This is a genomic window from Natronococcus sp. CG52 (assembly GCF_023913515.1).
Lineage (GTDB): Archaea > Halobacteriota > Halobacteria > Halobacteriales > Natrialbaceae > Natronococcus > Natronococcus zhouii.
Map to the genome: position 1 here is coordinate 3,873,574 of NZ_CP099391.1, position 17,242 is coordinate 3,890,815.

The 17,242-nt window shown below is 65.1% G+C and carries 16 protein-coding genes; 6 read left to right on the forward strand and 10 right to left on the reverse strand.

What is annotated here, in order from left to right; genetic code table 11:
* Window positions 1-42: 42 nt before the first annotated feature.
* Window positions 43-3,294: an isoleucine--tRNA ligase gene (ileS, locus tag NED97_RS19350; protein WP_252488637.1), complete on the reverse strand. Its 3,252-nt coding sequence runs from the start codon at window positions 3,292-3,294 to the stop codon at window positions 43-45.
* 406 nt (window positions 3,295-3,700) lie between these two features.
* Window positions 3,701-3,928: a hypothetical protein gene (locus NED97_RS19355; protein WP_252488638.1), complete on the reverse strand. Its 228-nt coding sequence runs from the start codon at window positions 3,926-3,928 to the stop codon at window positions 3,701-3,703.
* A 104-nt stretch (window positions 3,929-4,032) separates the two neighbouring features.
* Between NED97_RS19355 and NED97_RS19360 the strand changes: the two genes are divergently transcribed.
* Together NED97_RS19360 and NED97_RS19365 are read left to right on the forward strand one after the other, a co-directional pair.
* Window positions 4,033-4,722: a uracil-DNA glycosylase gene (locus NED97_RS19360; protein ID WP_252490661.1), complete on the forward strand. Its 690-nt coding sequence runs from the start codon at window positions 4,033-4,035 to the stop codon at window positions 4,720-4,722.
* A gap of 24 nt (window positions 4,723-4,746) precedes the next feature.
* Window positions 4,747-5,181: a Rieske (2Fe-2S) protein gene (locus NED97_RS19365; protein ID WP_252488639.1), complete on the forward strand. Its 435-nt coding sequence runs from the start codon at window positions 4,747-4,749 to the stop codon at window positions 5,179-5,181.
* Window positions 5,182-5,261: 80 nt separating this feature from the next.
* Here the strand turns inward: NED97_RS19365 and NED97_RS19370 are convergent, their stop codons facing one another.
* Window positions 5,262-7,685 carry an MEDS domain-containing protein gene (locus tag NED97_RS19370; RefSeq protein WP_252488640.1) on the reverse strand — a complete coding sequence of 808 codons (2,424 nt, stop codon included), beginning with the start codon at window positions 7,683-7,685 and terminating at the stop codon, window positions 5,262-5,264.
* Between the two features lie 345 nt (window positions 7,686-8,030).
* On the opposite strand from NED97_RS19370, the gene NED97_RS19375 reads away from it, so the two are divergent.
* Both NED97_RS19375 and NED97_RS19380 read left to right on the forward strand, forming a co-directional pair.
* The gene (locus tag NED97_RS19375; RefSeq protein WP_252488641.1) at window positions 8,031-8,450 is read left to right on the forward strand and encodes an HIT family protein; all 420 of its coding nucleotides are present in this window, start codon (window positions 8,031-8,033) and stop codon (window positions 8,448-8,450) included.
* 51 nt (window positions 8,451-8,501) lie between these two features.
* Window positions 8,502-8,738, forward strand: coding sequence for a prominin family protein (locus NED97_RS19380; protein WP_252488642.1), 237 nt, complete (start codon window positions 8,502-8,504; stop codon window positions 8,736-8,738).
* Here the strand turns inward: NED97_RS19380 and NED97_RS19385 are convergent.
* The 3 genes from NED97_RS19385 to NED97_RS19395 form a co-directional block, all read right to left on the reverse strand.
* Window positions 8,730-9,740, reverse strand: a complete 1,011-nt coding sequence (locus tag NED97_RS19385) for an A24 family peptidase (protein ID WP_252488643.1) — start codon at window positions 9,738-9,740, stop codon at window positions 8,730-8,732. The genes NED97_RS19380 and NED97_RS19385 overlap by 9 nt on opposite strands.
* Before the next feature lie 157 nt (window positions 9,741-9,897).
* Window positions 9,898-10,287: a ferredoxin Fer gene (fer, locus tag NED97_RS19390; RefSeq protein ID WP_252488644.1), complete on the reverse strand. Its 390-nt coding sequence runs from the start codon at window positions 10,285-10,287 to the stop codon at window positions 9,898-9,900.
* 281 nt (window positions 10,288-10,568) lie between these two features.
* The gene (locus tag NED97_RS19395; protein ID WP_252488645.1) at window positions 10,569-11,747 is read right to left on the reverse strand and encodes an inorganic phosphate transporter; all 1,179 of its coding nucleotides are present in this window, start codon (window positions 11,745-11,747) and stop codon (window positions 10,569-10,571) included.
* 320 nt (window positions 11,748-12,067) lie between these two features.
* On the opposite strand from NED97_RS19395, the gene NED97_RS19400 reads away from it, so the two are divergent.
* Window positions 12,068-12,673: a hypothetical protein gene (locus NED97_RS19400; protein ID WP_252488646.1), complete on the forward strand. Its 606-nt coding sequence runs from the start codon at window positions 12,068-12,070 to the stop codon at window positions 12,671-12,673.
* Window positions 12,674-12,762: 89 nt separating this feature from the next.
* Here NED97_RS19400 and NED97_RS19405 read toward each other — a convergent pair whose 3' ends face one another.
* The 3 genes from NED97_RS19405 to NED97_RS19415 all read right to left on the reverse strand — a co-directional run bounded on the left by NED97_RS19405 (window position 12,763) and on the right by NED97_RS19415 (window position 15,322).
* A complete protein-coding gene (locus tag NED97_RS19405) occupies window positions 12,763-13,188 on the reverse strand; it encodes a universal stress protein (RefSeq protein ID WP_252488647.1) in 426 nt (141 codons plus the stop codon).
* 108 nt (window positions 13,189-13,296) lie between these two features.
* Window positions 13,297-13,452 carry a hypothetical protein gene (locus NED97_RS19410; protein WP_252488648.1) on the reverse strand — a complete coding sequence of 52 codons (156 nt, stop codon included), beginning with the start codon at window positions 13,450-13,452 and terminating at the stop codon, window positions 13,297-13,299.
* Between the two features lie 13 nt (window positions 13,453-13,465).
* A complete protein-coding gene (locus NED97_RS19415) occupies window positions 13,466-15,322 on the reverse strand; it encodes an SLC13 family permease (RefSeq protein ID WP_252488649.1) in 1,857 nt (618 codons plus the stop codon).
* Between the two features lie 118 nt (window positions 15,323-15,440).
* Here NED97_RS19415 and hisA point away from each other — a divergent pair, with 118 nt between their 5' ends.
* Window positions 15,441-16,187 (forward strand): 1-(5-phosphoribosyl)-5-[(5-phosphoribosylamino)methylideneamino]imidazole-4-carboxamide isomerase, encoded by a 747-nt coding sequence (gene hisA / locus NED97_RS19420; RefSeq protein WP_252488650.1) that lies wholly within the window; start codon window positions 15,441-15,443, stop codon window positions 16,185-16,187.
* 618 nt (window positions 16,188-16,805) lie between these two features.
* On the opposite strand, the gene NED97_RS19425 is transcribed toward hisA, so the two are convergent.
* Window positions 16,806-17,078: a hypothetical protein gene (locus NED97_RS19425; RefSeq protein ID WP_252488651.1), complete on the reverse strand. Its 273-nt coding sequence runs from the start codon at window positions 17,076-17,078 to the stop codon at window positions 16,806-16,808.
* Window positions 17,079-17,242: the final 164 nt, after the last annotated feature.

Sequence of the window (17,242 nt, forward strand, 5' to 3'; positions counted from 1 at the left end):
CGGTCGGCTCCGCCTCCCGTTCTGGGAAATACCTCGGGCTCGCTAGTCCGACGCTTCCGCGGCCGCCACCGGCTCGATCGCGATCGTCATCGAGACGTCCTCGACGTCCCACTCCTTGCGGTGACCGTCCTCGACGGTCCGAAGTTCGTCGGCACGAACCTCCTCGCGGATCAGGCCTTCGTGTTCCTCGACGAGATCGGCCACGCGGTCGTCGGCGATCTCGAGTTCGAGCGTGATTCGTTCCTCGACGTCCAGGTCGAGGTCCTTGCGCATCTCCTGGACGCGCCGGATGACCTCGCGGGCGTAGCCCTCGCTCTCGATGTCGTCGGTCAGCGAGGCGTCGACGTAGACGACGCCGCGGTCGTCGCCGTCGAGTCCGAACGCGGTTCCCGCGACGCCCTCGGGGGTCTCCGTGACGAACGAGACCATCTCGTCGGTCAGTTCCTCGTCGCCCTCGAGGACGTCTGCGACGGCCGTCTCGAGGCTCTCGAGGGTCGGATCCTCGATTCGAGCCTCGTTGAGCGCGTTCATGACCCGGCCGGCGCGGTCGCCGAAGGCGGGGCCGAGTTCGCTCATGTCCGCCTGGGCGCTGTACTCGAGTTCGCCCCAGCGGTCGTCGGGGGCGACGAGTTCGACGCCGCGGGCGTTGAGCCGATCCTCGAGCAGGTCGGTGTGGCGCTCGACGGCGTCGACGACGCGGTCGTCGTCAGCCGCGACGACGACCCGCGGGACTGGCCAGCGCAGCTTACGGCCGGCCTGCTGGCGTGCGTTGGCGCCGGCTTCTTCGATCGCTCGCAGGAGGGCGACGTCCTCCTCGAGCTGGTCGTCGACCCAGTACTCCTCGACGGCGGGCCAGTCGCACATGTGGACCGTGTCGTGCTCGGCGTCGCCGGTCAGCGTGCCGTAAATCTCCTCGCTGACGAACGGCGCGTAGGGTGCGAGCAGGGCGACGCTCTCCCGGAGGACGCGGTAGATGGTCGCGTAGGCCGCCCGCTTGGAGTCGCTGTCCTCCTCGTCCCACATCCGTTCGCGGACCGCCTGGACGTAGAACCGGGAGACGTCCTCGACGACGAAGTCGACGAGCGCCTCGAGCGCGCGGTCCTGGCGAAACGCCTCGAGTTCCTCGGTCATCTCGGCCTTCGTCGACTGGAGCCGGGCGAGGATCCACTCGTCGACGAGCTCGAGGTCACCGTCGGAGCTTCGCTCCGACGAGCCTCCGCTCGCGTCGCTCGCGGAGACGCCGTCGACGCTCTCGAGATCCGTTTCGGACGGATCGAAGCCGTCTAATCGCATGTACGGCAGCGGGAACCGGAAGACGTTCCACAGCGTCCGAAGGTGGTTCTCCATCGTCCCCATCTCGTCCCACGAGAAGCGCATGTCGTCGCCCTGCGGGTTCGCCGACAGCAGGAACATCCGCATCGCGTCCGAGCCGTGGCGCTCGATGGCCGTGTCGGGCTCGACGACGTTGCCGACGGACTTGGACATCTTCCGGCCGTCCTCGTCTAACGCGTGGCCGTGCATCAGCACCTCGTCGTAGGGAATCTCGCCGAGCGCGGCGGTTCCCATGCCGAGCTGGGACCAGAACCAGCCGCGGGTCTGGTCGTGGGCCTCGAGGATGAGGTCGGCGGGCCAGAGCTCGTCGAACTGACTGTCGTCCGAGGGGAAATCGAGGGTTCCCCACGACGCCACGGAGGAGTCGAGCCAGACGTCGAACACGTCGGGGACGCGAGTGTAGGTGGTGTCCCCATCGGTGATCGTGAGGTCGTCCACCGTGTCCTTGTGGAGATCCACAGCCTCGGGATCGACGTCCTGGTCGACCCGCTCGGCGAGTTCCTCGCGGGTGCTGACGACGATCGTGTCCTCGTCGTCGTCGCGGTCCTCGGGCGTCCAGACGGGCAGCGGGATTCCCCAGTAGCGCTGGCGGGAGACGTTCCAGTCCGGCGCCTCCTCGACGAAGTCGCGGAAGCGGTTGTCGCGGGCCCACTGCGGATGCCACTCGCTGTCCTCGATGTTGTCGAGGAGTTCGTCCTTGACGTCCGTGATCGTGATGAACCACTGGTCGGTGACGATCTGGATGATTCCCGTATCACAGCGCCAGCAGTGGCCGTAGCTGTGGTGGACCGTCTCCGAGGTGAGCAGGGCGTCGTTCTCCTCGAGATCGGCCGTGATCTCGTCGTCGGCCTCCTTGACGAACTGGTCCTCGTACTTGCCGGCCTTCTCGGTGTAGACGCCGTCGCCGCCGACGGGACAGAAGATCGGCAGGCCGAGTTCGCGGCCGCGCTCGAAGTCCTCCTCACCGTGGCCGGGCGCGGAGTGGACGAGCCCGGTGCGGTCGGCCTCGACGTAGTCGGCGGCGTAGACCTGCAGCGCGTCGTCGACGTCGACGTGGTCGGGCACTTCCTCCGCGAGGGGGTGCTCGTACTCCCAGCCGATCATCTCCTCGCCGGTGACCTCCTCGACGACCTCGTAGTCGCCGTAGCGGCCCGCCTTCAGGACGCCCTCGACGCACTCCTCGGCGACGTAGAGCACTTCTTCCTCGCCGTCGCGCTCCGCGCGAACGCCCCGGTAGGTCAGGTCGGGGTCGACGGCGACGAACGTGTTCGCGGGGATCGTCCACGGGGTGGTCGTCCAGATGACGACCGAGCCCTCGCGATCCTCGAGGTCGAACTTGACGTAGATCGAGGGGTCCTCGACGTCCTCGTACTCGACCTCGTTGTTCGCGATTGCGGTCTCGCAGCGCGGACACTGCGAGATCGAGCGGTGGCCCTTCTCGACGAGGCCGCGCTCGGCGGCCTTCGAGAAGCCCCACCAGGCGGCCTCCATGTACTCGGGGCTGACCGTCCGGTAGGGATTGTCCCAGTCCATCCAGACGCCGAACGATTTGAAGTCGTCCTGGAGTCCCTCGAGCTGCTCGTCGGCGTAGTTCTTGCACTCCTGGATGAAGTTCTCCTCGCCGAACTCCTCGATGTCTTTCTTGTTCTCGAATCCGAGTCGCTCCTCGACTTTGGTCTCGATCGGGAGTCCGTGCATGTCGTAGCCCGGTCGGTCGGTCACGTCGTAGCCCTGCATCCGCAGGAAGCGGATGTAGACGTCCTTCAGGGACTTGTTCCAGGTCGTCCCCATGTGTGCCGACCCGGAGGTGTACGGCGGACCGTCGACGAAGAAGAAGGACTCACCGTCGGACCGATGCTCGACCGTCTGTTCGTAGGCGTCGACCTCGTCCCAGTACTCGAACACCCGCTGCTCGAGTGCGTGGGGGTCGTACTGGTCGTCGACCTCGCCGAACCTGCTCATACCTGACGTAATTGCCTGGGACGGTAAAGAGGAATCGATATTGCAGGTTCGACCGGCAGCGGGGCCGAGAGCGTATTCGCGACGCTCGTCGGTCCGGCACGACCCTTCGATACCCCTATCAGTTAGAAATGGAACCTGTTTGCACGAACGCTCGAGGCGCGCGACGCCGTCGGCGTATCGCTCGATCGAGAGGTCCTGAAACTCGTCCTCGTCGCGCTGCTCGGCTGGTGAACGATCGGGACGGAGGCGGAACGACGGCGTTCACCGCCTTTCCGAGCATCCTGAACGCGCTTTAGGAAAGGATAGGCGCGCTCACGGCGCTCGTCGGGTACATATTCTACTACGGCGGGACGCTCGCGCTCCCGGTCAAAGTCGTCGACGAAGCGATAGTACTGGCCGAGTCGCGCTAGCTCGAGCGAACGGATCCGAGCACCTTCTGGTAACCGATACCGTAGACGCCGGCGTAGAGCATGACGCCGCCCAGCGCGGCGAGCCACAGCGCGACGGCCGCTTCGCCCGAGCCGAAGTGCTGGACGCTCGCGTACTCGGCGGCGATCCCGCCAGTCGTGAGGACGGCACCGACGGCGACGTACAACAGTACCGAGAGCGATTCTGCGATGAGTTCGGAAGCCATTATCGTGGGTAAACCACCCGGAGAAGGTAAACTTGTCCCCCGAGACCGAAGCCGCCGCATTCCCGATCCGACTGGCCTATACGCCTCGAAGCCCGAACGAAGCCGTGCCCGCGTCGAACGACGATACCGATCCTGATACCGCCGCAGACCCGTCGTTCCCCGACTCGAGGAACGTTCTCGAGGCCGACTGTCGGCGCTGTCCCGCCCTCGCCGAGAACCGCAACTGCATCTCGTGGGGAACCGGGCCGCTCGACGCCGACGTCCTGGTCGTCGGCGAGGCTCCCGGCTCCGGCAACCCGGACGCCGACCCCTGGCAGGGCGGCAACTGGACCGGAAAGGCCTACACCTCCCGCCACTCCGGCCGGCGCATTCGCCGAATGGTCGAGCGGATCGGGTACGGAGACGAGGCCTACTACACGAACGCCGTGAAGTGCTTCCCCGCGAGCGAGGACGAGCCGACGAGCAACCGCGAACCGACCGACGAGGAGCGAGCGAACTGCCGTACCCACCTGGTGACCGAAGTCGAGGCGCTCGAGCCGAGCGTCGTTCTCGCGACGGGCAAGCACGCGACAAAATCCGTGCTGGCCGCCGAGCAGCGATCGCTCGAGGGGTTTATCGACACCGTTCTCGAGCCCGTCCGCTGCGAGCGCCTCGATACCTGGCTCGTGCCGATTCTTCACCCTTCCTACCAGGACGTCTGGATCGGCCGACTCGGGTTCGAACCCGACGAGTACCTCGAGGAGATCCGAACGACGCTCGACGAACTGTGTTCGCCGGACGGCCGCGGAAGCTAAGCCGCTCGCGTCCGAGGCCGGAGTATGGCCACTCGGTACCGGCTGGCGACCGTGGAAACCGTCGAGGAGGAGGAGTCGTGGCTGTTCACCGTTCGCGATCGACGCGGAAACCGCGAGGAAGCGATTCTCGTCCCCTGCCGCGACGAGGAGAACGGACCCGTCGAAGCGTGGATCAACCGGTGTACCCACGAGAACCAGCGCCTCCACCGCGAAGGCGTCGGCGTCGTGTTCCGGGAGGGGCGGATCGTCTGCCCGAAGCACGGATCGATGTTCGACGCCTGTTCGGGCTACTGTGACAACGGCGAGGCGGCGGAGACGACGCTCGTCTCCCTCGACGTCGACGTCGAGGACGGTACGGTGTACCTGACCGACGACGACGTCGGTTTCCTCTCGGCGGGACCGAGCGGTGACGACGAAGACGACGACGAGCCGGATTCGACATCTCACCTGCGGTTCTAGCGGGCGTCGTCGCTGACGGATCGTCCGGCAGCAAAACGAGTCAGCCGCGCCCCTCGAGGTGGGGCCGGGGGTCGGCTCGATCAGCGCGGCGAATTCACCGACTTCTCGACAGCAGGAAGCGTGAACGAGAACGTCGCCCCCTCGCCGGGTTCGGACTCGACCCAGATCTCGCCGCCGTGACGTTCGATAATGCGCTGACAGAGCGCGAGGGCGATTCCCGTCCCCTCGTACTCCTCGCGGCTGTGGAGCCGGTCGAAGACGGTAAACACCCGCTCCTGATCGTCCGGATCGATGCCGATCCCCTCGTCTCGAACCGAGATCACCCACTCCTGACTCCGACGCTTCGCGTCCACGTGGACGCGCGCCGGCTCGTCTCCCGAGTAAGTGATCGCGTTGTCGAGCAGGTTCTGGAAGATCTGGCGCACCTGGCTCGCGTCACCCTCCGTGCGAGGCAGTTCCTCGGCGGTGATTTCGGCGTCGTTCTCCTGAATGCAAAGCTGGAGATCCTCGAGGACGTCGTCGAGGACCGCGTCGAGGTCCATCGGTTCGAACGGGTCGCCGCTCGTCTCGACGCGGGAGTACTCGAGCAGCCCGTCGATCATCTGACGCATCCGGTCGGCGCCGTCGACCGCGAACTCGAGGAACTCCTCGCCGTCCTCGTCGAACTCGTCGTCGTAGCGGCTCTCGAGCAGTTGCAGGTAGCTCGTCACCATCCGCAGCGGCTCTTGCAGGTCGTGCGAGGCCGCGTACGCGAACTGCTCCAAGCGCTCGTTTGACTCCTCGAGGGCTCGTTCGCGCTGTTTTTGCTCGAGTTCGTACTCGATCCACTGCGACATTAGGTGGTGAAACGTCCGTTCGGCGTCGGAAAACGGCTGCTCGCGGGGCTCCGACGAGACGAAGAAGAACGTTCGATCGGACCCGTTCTCGAGTTCGATCCGCGTTCCGAGGTAGGTTCCGATGCCGAACTCCTCGTGAGCGAAGCAGTCGTCCAGACCGGCTCGCTCGGGATCGATAACGGCGGCCGTCCGCTCCCTGCCGAGGGTCAGCTGACAGTAGGTGTCCGAAAGCTGCGCCCGGTCGCCGACTTCGAAGTAACCGCTCTCGCCGCTCACCGCTTCGACCTCGAACGTGTCACTCGCCAGATCGATGCGAGCCAGACCGCCTGTGTCGAGGTCGAACCGCTCGCGGCCCAGTTCGAACATTTCTCGGAGCTTCTCGTCGAACGTGCTGTCCGGATCCGCCGCGATCTCGTACAGCGTGCGCTTGTGGTACTCGCGCCGGTTCTGCTCGAGTTGATACTTCGCCCACTGTCCCATCAGCCGGTTGAACGTCTGTTCTTCGTCGGTGAACCCCTCGTCGCGGTCCTCCGACGAGACGAAGAAGAACGTTCGGTCGTCGCCGCCGTCGATCTCGAGGTAGGTGCCGAGATACGCCTGCAGTCCGAGTTCCTCGTAGACGGTGGCGTCGTCGTACCCGTCCGTCTCCGGATCCGAGACGCACTCACCCGCCTCGGTTCCGGCGGCGCCGATACAGTACGTCTCCGACAGCGGCAGTTCGACGCCGGGTTCGAAGTGTTCGTGGTCGCCGCTGACGTACTCGACCTCGAACCAGTCCCGTTCGGGATCGACGCGGGCCATCGCGCCGAATTCGAGACCGAACCGCTCACAGCCCAGTTCGAACATTTCCTGGAGTTTCTGCTCGAAGGAGGTGTCCGGATCGGCCGTGATCTCGTTCTGGTGCTTCAGGTGCTGGTGGCGCCGTTGCAGTTCGACCCGTGCTTCGGTCCGGTCGAGCAGGGTTCCCACCATCCGGTCGATCTCCCGTTCCGGTTCGTCCGGACCGAAAAACTCCTCGGGCGGCGTGTAGTAGAAATTATGACAGACCGTGTTGTCGTAGATCAGGTGCGGGTGAGTCTTGATAACGTCTCGAAGGATCTCTGCGGGGAACTGCTCGCGGTTGTACTGACAGAGCGCGATGCCGTTCGTGCCGGGAAGGAGCCTGTTGAGTTTCCCCTCGTACTCGACGAGTTCCTCGATCGGAGGGTCGTCGCCGAACACCCACGTCATCTCGCCGGCGATTCGAAGACCCTCGTACTCCTCGGTGGCCTCCTCGATGGCGCCCTCGAGGAAGGCGATCATGTCGTCGGGATCGAACGCACCGTTCCGGAGATACGAGTCCTGGGCGGTGTGCATCGTGAGCGCGCCCGACTCGAGCGCCCCGTCGACGTCGACGCCCGCGTCCCGGAGCGCCGAACGGATCTCGTCGATGTCGTTCTCGTCCGCGATGTAGACGCACCGCTCTCCGCGCTCGAGGCCGCGTTTGACGTACGGAACCACCGCCGCGAACTGTTCCGCCTGTGACTCGTAGACGAGGGCGAGGTGGTCGTACGAGTCGTGTTCGGCGACCGATTCGACGGGTCCCGTGAACTCGGGCGTCGCGTGTAGCGCCTCGAGGCCGGCCTCGAGTCCGAGGAGGTCGTCGGTGCGTTGTATTTGCTGGCTCATGGTGTGTATCGAGCGGTGATCGATCGTCCGACAAGCGTCTCTCAACAGTCGAACAGTGGCCGCCCGCCGCTGCAGTGGGTCTCTGTTCGAAATCGCAGGGGAGTCTCCCCCGCCACTGACAACTGTAGTTTAGTACCGTGAAAAGCGGACTCGAAGGGATAAGTACGCGGCTTATTTTCTCCCGTATCCGATAGGAAAAACGACCACACTACGATATTTACGCGGTAGGGAGCTTCAGCACTGGCGGACGTTCGAACCGGTTGTGCTCGAAGAGGCGGAGTCGTGAACGCTTCCGCACTCGCACGTCGGGTAACCTTCTTACGGTGAGCCGACACACACTCGCGTATGAGTACGATCTTCAGCCAGATCGTGGAGGGGGATATCCCCGCTCGAGTCGTGTACGAGGACGAGACGACGTTCGCGTTTCTCGACGCCAACCCGCTGGCGCCGGGTCACACGCTCGTGATCCCGAAAGACGAGTACGAACGGCTCAACGACGTCCCCGACGACGTCGCGACGGACCTCTACGCGACGATTCACCGACTGGTTCCGGTCGTCGAGGAGAGCGTCGACGCCGACGCCTCCACCGTCGCCTTCAACAACGGCGAGGCCGCCGGTCAGGAAGTACCCCACGTCCACTGTCACATCGTGCCGCGGTTCGACGGCGACGGCGGCGGTCCGATCCACGCCGCCGCGGGCGACCGACCCGACCTCGCGGACGACGAACTCGACGACATCGCCGCGGACATCGAGTCTCGAGTCTGAACCGGGTCGAAGATACGCGGACTTTTATCGGCCGCGTCCGAGTCGCCAGGTATGTCGCTGTCCCTCGCCGACCTCGCCGCCCAGTTGCGGGCCCACCCGGTCGCCGCGACGGTCGAACTCGGGAGTCTCCTCGTCTGTTGTCTGCTGTTCGTCGGCACCGTCGGCCTGCTCGCGAGCGGAGCGCCGACCGGCTCCGGGCGGCCGTGGCTCCTGATCGTCGGCGTCGGCGCCGCGTTCGTGGTGTTCTGGACGGTCCTCGTCCCGCTGTACGAGCGAACGCTAGAGTAGCGTCCCGACGAGCAGGTCGCCGTAAACCAGTGCGATCACCAGACCGACGAACACCGGCACGAGAAACGGCATCCCCGGCGAGATCCAGACTCGCTCCTCGGTCGCGAGCGCCTCGAGGCCGTCCCGTAACTCGTCCGGGGCGGTCCCGTAGGCCGTGCCCTCGATATCGGCGAGGAAGGTCTCGGCGCCCCAGGGATCGTCGGGCGCGCCGCCGCCCGTGTTTCGGGGTTTTTCTCGGGTCGCCTGCTCGAGCGCCGTCTCGCCGTCGCCGGACCCGTCCGCGGTGACGGCGCCGTCGGTCGGCGGATTCGGCTCGTCCGGAAGCGTCGCCGGATCGCGGAACCGATCGGGGTGTTCGCGAACGGCAGCGAGGGACAGTCCGCGCCAGCGGAGGTACATCCGCAGCGCGTCGAGGTCGAGTCCGCCCCGTGACCGGCCGTCGGGTGCCGAGAGCAGTTTGCCGTGCGCGGTCGTCGCCCGCTCCCACGGGACGGGCCAGCCGACGAACATCACGGGCGTGAGCCGACCGGCGGCGGCGTTACGGAGGGCGAGCGCGAGCGGAATTGCGACCCCGACGAGGACGGCGTTCGTCAGAATCGTGAAGGAAAACGCCCCGAGCGGCATCGTCACTACCGGAACCGTCACCGGGCCGACCGCGTACCGGGGCACCGTCGGAAACAGCAACGCGAGGACGAACAGGGCTTTCGCGTCCGCACCGCCGAAGCCGCCGAACCACCAGAAGCAGTAGGCGAGCGGAACCACGAACCCCAGACTGATCGCCGCCGGAACGAGAAACTCGTAGCTCCAGGCGTACGGGCCGGCGTTCCAGGCCGTCCAGCCGTCCCACACGAGCAGGACGGCCCCGAGAGTCGCGAGCGGAATCCAGACCGCACTCGAGACTCGCCTGGTCTTGACGTCGCGAACGGCCGTCCAGGCGAAGAGCGGAAGCGCGACGAGTCGCAGGAGGTCGGGTACGGTCGCCGACACGCCGGCCAGTGACACGTCTCACTCTCTCGAGTGCGACAGTGTCATTGTTTCGGCCTTCCGGTCACGGGATTCGGTCGACGAACCGGAGACGACGATCGACGGAAGCCCGCGACGGCGAACGGCAGCGCTGACGCTCGTCGGCCCTTGAAAAACGGAAAACGGAAGATCGGGTCTAAATGACGCGGTTCTGCAGGTAGTCGAGGTGCTTCGCGTTGTACACGATCTGGACCTCGTCGGTCTCGGCGGAGCCGATGCAGGTCAGACGGACGTTCTTGTCCTCGACTTCCTCGTCCGAGAGGATCTGCTGCATGTCCATGTCGATCTCGCCCTCGTAGACGATCGCTGCGCAGTTCGCACAGGCGCCTGCACGGCACGAGAAGGGCCAGTCGTAGCCCTGGGCCTCGGCGGCCTCGAGGATGTACTCGCCCTCGGCGACGTCAAGGGTACCGTAGTCCTCCTCGTCGAGGCCGGCGTCGGCAGCCTGACCGAAGAGGTCGTCGTCATCCATTTCCCAGCCCTGGTCGTCTAGTACTTCGTAGTTGAGGTATTCTACCGTGGGCATCACTCGCCGGTTCGAGGGCCGCATTGGTATAGCTTGCTGTTCGGTCCTCAATTGTCTTTGACTCGGAATTGGAACGTTCGAAGGGAAGAATGTCGATATCCGTCAAACGTCGGGTCGGAAAACGGATGGGAGAAAGAAACACTGAAACAGAACCGCGTGGCTCCGGTTTCGTTTGCCGCGTTCATTACGAATCGCGTCTTGCACTCGTCGGGTGACGTTCAGGACGGTACTACGCGAGCTCGCGTGTTGGCACGGAGAACGCGTCGAAGACTAGCCGACCGTCAGAAGCCGAAGATCGGGACGAACCGGAAGGTCAGGAACGCGCCGACCGTCGAGATGATCGGGACGACGTTTTGCATGAGGACGACACGAGCCGTCGTCGAGGGGTTGAAAAGATCGGAGGCTTTCGGGATGTCTTCGGGTTCTTCTTCCCCGATGTCGGGCGAGCGTTCGCCCTCTTCTTCAGCGGTTAAGGCACCCACGGAGACCGTGGTTTCTTCGCCGGCTCTGACGTCCGATAGCGTCGTCGTCCGGGTCGCTCGTCCCCACCCCAGCCCGATAATGCTCATCGTCGCGATGACGACGAAACTGGCGGGAATGCCGATCCACGAGAGGCCGATGACGATCCCCGAACTGATGATGGCGACGACGATCGCTGCCGTCAGCGGGAGATTCGTAATGTCGTTGCCGAGCGTATCGAGCGTTCGTCGAGCGATGGTGAAACAGCCGACGGCGACGGCGGCCGAGCCGAGCAGGATCAGCGGAATCATATCGACGCCGGTGCCGTAGATCGGTGCGATGGCGTTGGCGATGTTGCTCGTCCCGGAGGAAAAGGCCATCAGACAGCCGATCCCGACGACGACCAGCGCGCCCGTGATCTCGCGTCGATCGGCGTTCTCGCCGAACTGCAGCCGTGGAACGGTCCCCGAGCGGTCGACCGTGACCATCTCGCGTCCCTCGCGGTTGCCCTCGATGGCGACCCACGCGTTGATTCGCGGGTAAAAGTAGCGGCCAACGACGCCGGCCACCCAGAACCCGATGATCGGGGCGACGACCCACCAGACGACGATCTCACCGAGCACCGCGAAGTCGAGTTCCCCCGTCGCGAGGCCGAGTGCGGAGATCGCGCCGACGGCGGTCATCGACGTCGAGGCCGGTACCCCGAAGTAGTTGCCCACGAACAGCGCACCGCCGATGAAAAAGAGGACGGCAACGTTGGATCGGAGGGTGAAGATATCGGTCGTGTGGACCAGTTCGTCCCCGAGCGTCGTGACGACCTGTGGACCGATCGTGATCGCACCGAGAAAGAAGAAAATCGACATCAACGCGGCCGCCATCAGTTTCGTGATCACGTTTGCGCCGACAGCGGGGCCGAATGCGGGTCCCGTCGTCGCGCCACCGATATTATAGCCGACGAAAGCCGCGACGAGGAGTCCCACGATCAGCAGTACTTCTGTCACACTGTCACCCACATTGCCCGTCCCTAAAAACGCGGCTATTTGCGGCCGCAACCGCCGACCAGGCACGGCTCAGTCGTCGCGGACGGGGAGCCGCTGATCGCGCGAGTGGCCCCGATCCGGACGACGTTCTACGAGACGGTTCGATCCTAAAGAACTTCAACCGGCCACACCATGGAATACAGTATCATGTACTCCGACTGGAATCTCGTCTCGAGAGAGCCTCAGGGGCGAACTGGATCGTCTCCCCAGTGCGCAGGAATCGACTCTGTCGACGAACGCTTGGGCCCCATCCGATTCGGACGTGTCGGTGGCGATCGTCTATGCTGAACCCGGTCCGGGTCGATGCAGCCGTCGACCTCGCCTATGGGGCACTGATCGCGCTCTCGATCGTGCTGATCATGGTTCTCGGCACGAACGTCGGGATCGCGTTCGGGGTAGGCGTGTTCGCTTCGTACGTCATCCACGTCGTCTGGAAGATGGCGCGTTTCGATCCCGACTGGATGACCAGAGCCGTCCAGGAATCGGTCGAGGAAAGCGTGGGCGAAACCGTCGAGAAGAGCGTCGGCGAGACCGTCGAGAAGACGGTCGGTGAAACTGTCGAAAAGAAGGTTGGCGAGACCGTCGAAGAAAGCGTGGGCGAGACGGTCGAGGAACGGGTCGGCGAAACCGTCGAGGAACGGGTCGGCGAGACCGTCGAGGAACGGGTCGGCGAGACCGTCGAAAGGAAGGTCGGCGAGACCGTCGAAGAGGCCGTCGAACGAACCGTCGGCGAACAGCTCGACGAGATGCAAGCGGAGGTCGAAGCCGTCGACGAGCGGATCGACCGCCGTCCCCGTGAGGACGAGGTCGAGGAGTTGATCGACAGCTCCGCCGAGGGTGATCGAGCGGAGAACGACGAGCGAACGGAAAACGGCGACGACCGCTGACGACCGTCGCTACCGGTAGCACGAAATCGATTCGAATACGGCGAACCGGCACCGTCTCTGCCGACAGTCGGCCGGTTTCACGGTCTCGGTTACCGAACGACCGTCACCGGAACCGGCGACTGGTGGACGACCTTCTTGGCGACGTTGCCGACGTAGAGATTATCCGCGATCGTCCCCCCGTGACTGCCGACGACGACCGTATCGTAGTCACCGGCGCGATTGATTATTGCGCGAACGGGGTGTCCCAGATCGTAAACGGTCTCGAGTTCCGCGTCGCCGTCGGCGCCGTCGACGATCTCGCGTGCCCGATCGAACGTCGACTGGGCGTGTTCCCGTGCTGCCTCCTCGAGATCGTCGGCGAGCGCGAGGCCGGTCGCTGCTCCCCACATCGACGACGGTTCGCCCACGACGGTCAGGACGGTTATCTCGGCGTCCGGAAAGGCATCGAGGGCGTACTCGAGTGCGTGTTCGCTCATCTCCGAGCCGTCCATCGGAACGAGAACGCGCGCAGTCATACGCGAGCTACGACAGCGACTCGAATAAACGCGAGGGAAAGGCTCGGCCGACGAACGGGAAGGCGACGAAGAACCCGTAGACGAGGATCGTCGGCATCGAGACGTGCTTCACGAGGCCCGCGAGTTGAACGGGCTGCCCGCGTCGAGGACCTCCTGAAAGTCTGTCTCGTCGATTTTCGTCACGAAGGTGAGTGTATCCGTCGCCGGTCCCAGCCTCGCGAACCGGCCGTCGCTTCGCAGCGCGGCTCGGTTCGTGGCGGTCACCTCGTCGGTGCGGTCAGACGCCCCAGAGGAACGCGATGCCGAGCACGGTCACGACTGACAGCAGCAACTGCAGCGGCGCGCCGACCCGGAAGTAGTCGCCGAATCGGTAGCCGCCCGGTCCGTAGACGAACAGGTTCGTCTGGTAACCGATCGGACCCAGGAACGCGGTGCTCGCCGCGAAGGTGACCGCCAGCACGAAGGCAAACGGGTTCGCACCGATTCCCGCTGCCGCGGCTGCCGCAACTGGGATCAGGAGGACGACGCTCGCGTTGTTGCTGATCACCTCCGTGATAAGACCCGTGACGATGTAGAACAGCCACAGCACGAGCAGCGTCGGCAGGAACCCCGCCGTCGAGACGACGAGCCAGGCGAGGTAGGCCGCGGTGCCGGTCCCCTCGAGCGCGATTCCCAGCGGAATGACGCCCGCCAGCAGGAAGATGATGTCCCACTCGACGGCGTCGTACAGCTCGTTCGGCTCGAGCACGCCGGCGACGATCATCGCCACGACGCCCGCGAGCGCGGAGAGGAGGATCGGATAGATCTCGAGGGCCGCGACGGCGACGACGCCGATCATGATGGCGACGGCGATCGGCGCCTTGTCCGCGCGGTAGTCGGGTTGAGGGGGCTCGCGGGCGACGATCACGTCGTCGCTTCGAGAGAGGCGATCGAGCGTCTCCGGCGGCGCCTGCACGAGGAGCGTGTCCCCGACGTCGAGTCGTTTACCGACGATCCGATCGGCGACGAGTTCGCCGTGGCTCCGCAGGCCGAGCACGGCGGCGCCGAACTCTTCGCGGAAGCGCTCGGGATCGAGCCGTTCGCCGACCAGTCGCGAGTCCAGCGAGACGATCAGTTCCGTCACCAGCCCTTCCTCCGACTCCGGCGCCAGCTCCGCCTCCGTTCTCGGACGGCCGACCGGTTCGACGCCCGCCGCGTCCTCGAGCGTCCTGATCGCGTCGCGGTCCGTGCGGACGACGAGGACGTCACCCTCCGCGAGGTGCGTCTCCCGTCGCGGCGCGACCGACCGGTCCCTGTCGTGAACGACCTGGACGACGTCGACTTCGGGACCGAGCACGTTCGTCGCGTCGCCGACTGTTGCCCCCACGAGCGGCGACCCCGGGACGATCGCCACGTCGGCGATGTAGTCGCCAACCTCGTACTCCTCGAGGTAGTCCGCCCGCGGCGGCACCCGCTCGGGGAGGAGGTAGTGGCTGACGAAGATCAGGTAGAGCGCACCGGTAACGACGACGAGCGCGCCGAGCTGTGTGAACTCGAACATCGAGAACCCGTGGAGTTCGGGGTACTCCTCGCCCAGTCGAGCGCTGATGTCGCTCGCGAGGATGTTCGTCGACGTTCCGATGAGGGTGAGCATCCCGCCGACCTGCGAGGCGTAGGAGAGCGGGATGAGGAGTTTGGAGGGGGAGGTGTTGCCGCGGTTGGCGACGTCGGTGACGACCGGCACGAGCAGTGCGACGACGGGCGTGTTGTTCAGAAAACCGGAGACGGGACTGGTCGCGAGAACGGTCGCAAACAGCTGTTTGCGGACGCTAGTTCCCGCGTACGACGCCATCCGTCTGCCGAGTTCCTGGACGAGCCCCGTCCGAGCGATGCCACCGCTCAGAATCAACATCGCCAGCACCGTGATCGTCGCGTCGTTCGCAAAGCCGGAGATTCCGGTACTCGCATCGATCCCCGTCCACGGTTCCAGGACGACGAGGATAACGATCAGCAAGATTGCGGTGACGTCGACCGGCAGGCGCTCGGTGACGAACAACGCGAGCGCGCATAGAACGACGCCGAGGACGACGAGAATGTCCGTCGTCAGCTCCGGTTGCGTCATCGGCTCCTGAGCGAGCACCAGCCCCGTCGACATTGTTCACCCGCACACCGACTCGACAGGTAACAATTCCGCATGAAGTACGAACTGTGTGAAACACGTGGTATTCGTCGAAACCGTCGGCTTTACTCGCGTCGGCCACGGGCACTCGAGTATGGCTACTGACGACGCGGGCGAGGCGGCGTTCGAGGTGATTCCGGCGGTCGACGTCCAGGACGGCGAGGTCGTCCAACTGGTTCAGGGCGAGCGCGGGACGGAGAAGACCTACGGCGATCCCGTCGAGGCCGCGCGCCGGTGGATCGACGCCGGCGCGGAGACGCTCCACCTGGTCGATCTGGACGGCGCTTTCGAGGGCGAGCGCGAGAACGCCGACGCCATCGACGCCGTGATCGACGCCGTCGACGTGCCGACCCAGCTCGGCGGCGGCATCCGAACCGCCGAGGGCGCGACCGACCTGCTCGAGCGCGGCGTCGACCGCGTCATCCTCGGGACGGCGGCGGTCGAGAACCCGGATATCGTCGCCGAGATCAGCGACTCCCGCCCCGAGAGCGTGATCGTCAGCCTCGACGCCAAGGACGGCGAGGTCGTCGTCGAGGGCTGGACCGAGGGCGCCGGTATTACGCCGGTCGAGGCAGCCGAGCGGTACGAGGAGCTGGGCGCCGCCGCGATTCTCTTTACGAACGTCGACGTCGAGGGACAGCTCGAGGGCGTCGCGACCGACCCCGTCCGGGAACTGGTCGAGGCGACCGACGTGCCCGTGATCGCCAGCGGCGGCGTCGCGACGCTCGAGGACGTTCGAGCGCTCCGGGAGGCCGGTGCCGCCGCGGTCGTCGTCGGCAGCGCCCTGTACGAAGGGAAGTTCACGCTCGAGGAGGCCCAGGCTGCGGTCGACGAGCGCTGAACCCGCTATCGGAGTAGAGTGGTAGGAAGTAGCACACCACCAAAACCGAATTAGCGGCGGCGGAGACAGCGAGAGGTGATGACTCGGGTTCGAGATCTAACACCCGACGACCCCCGCACTGACCGGCCTCTACGAGGACTACGAGCGGTGGACCGACCGCGACGCCGACGGCGTTCGGCGGGCGCTCGCCGAGACGGAGGTCGTCGGCCTCTCGTCGCTCTGCCGCCGCGGTCTGGTGCCGCACTACGAGACGATCGGCTTCGAACCGTTCGACCTCGAGACGGAGATTCCGGAGGGCGGTACGGAGGAACTGGTCCGGATGACCTCCGAGCAGGGCGACCGAACCAGATCGATTTTCGAAACGCGAAGAGGAGCGGATCGACGACCGCGAAAATCGACAGCAGGAAGAAGGTGGGGATTGCCGGTCGCACGGTGGTGTAGGGGTCCCGGACCGTCTCCCCGTCGATGACCGTGTCACCGAGTCGGAGCGAACGAACCGCCTCTGGCTGCACCGGCGGGAAGATAATCAGTTCGGAACGGCGATGTGGGGATCGCTCGATAACGAACCGTCGCGGTGCAGTGTCGAGGCCGAGAGGGATCCAGACGACTCGAGTGCGTTCACTCCCGGTTGTGGCCGTGACCAATGTAGAGGGCAAAGACGTTGAGCAACAGCAACAGGAGGAACGCGAGCGAGACGCTCGGATCGCCCAGTCCGCGCGCGAGCAACGGCAGGTGGACGAACGGGAGCGTGACGGCGACCCAGAACGCGAGGAACTCTGCCGGTTTCTTGAGCGAGCGGGCGAGTCGGTGGTGACGGCCCTCGGGGTTGGGCTTGGCTTCGGCGCCGGAGGGCGTGATCGATTCGTTCGAGAGCGGGGAGTGATTCGACATGGGACCGGATCCTACCTCTGTGTATTCACGACTTTCACAGGAGACGTCATATAAGCAGCCGAATATTGGACTGGTTTCGGATAGTTTTATCTCGTAAACGACTGCTACCGACGTTTCGTAACTCCCCCAAAATCGGTTAGATATTTTATAACCGATTCTAAATC

Bases quoted from the DNA above. Each gene is read 5' to 3' on its own strand.
- ileS (WP_252488637.1), bottom strand. From the start codon at position 3,294: ATGAGCAGGTTCGGCGAGGTCGACGACCAGTACGACCCCCACGCACTC.
- NED97_RS19380 (WP_252488642.1), top strand. From the start codon at position 8,502: ATGTCGCTGTCCCTCGCCGACCTCGCCGCCCAGTTGCGGGCCCACCCG.
- NED97_RS19375 (WP_252488641.1), top strand. From the start codon at position 8,031: ATGAGTACGATCTTCAGCCAGATCGTGGAGGGGGATATCCCCGCTCGA.
- NED97_RS19365 (WP_252488639.1), top strand. From the start codon at position 4,747: ATGGCCACTCGGTACCGGCTGGCGACCGTGGAAACCGTCGAGGAGGAG.
- NED97_RS19425 (WP_252488651.1), bottom strand. From the start codon at position 17,078: ATGTCGAATCACTCCCCGCTCTCGAACGAATCGATCACGCCCTCCGGC.
- NED97_RS19400 (WP_252488646.1), top strand. From the start codon at position 12,068: ATGCTGAACCCGGTCCGGGTCGATGCAGCCGTCGACCTCGCCTATGGG.
- hisA (WP_252488650.1), top strand. From the start codon at position 15,441: ATGGCTACTGACGACGCGGGCGAGGCGGCGTTCGAGGTGATTCCGGCG.
- NED97_RS19415 (WP_252488649.1), bottom strand. From the start codon at position 15,322: ATGTCGACGGGGCTGGTGCTCGCTCAGGAGCCGATGACGCAACCGGAG.
- NED97_RS19355 (WP_252488638.1), bottom strand. From the start codon at position 3,928: ATGGCTTCCGAACTCATCGCAGAATCGCTCTCGGTACTGTTGTACGTC.
- fer (WP_252488644.1), bottom strand. From the start codon at position 10,287: ATGCCCACGGTAGAATACCTCAACTACGAAGTACTAGACGACCAGGGC.
- NED97_RS19370 (WP_252488640.1), bottom strand. From the start codon at position 7,685: ATGAGCCAGCAAATACAACGCACCGACGACCTCCTCGGACTCGAGGCC.
- NED97_RS19405 (WP_252488647.1), bottom strand. From the start codon at position 13,188: ATGACTGCGCGCGTTCTCGTTCCGATGGACGGCTCGGAGATGAGCGAA.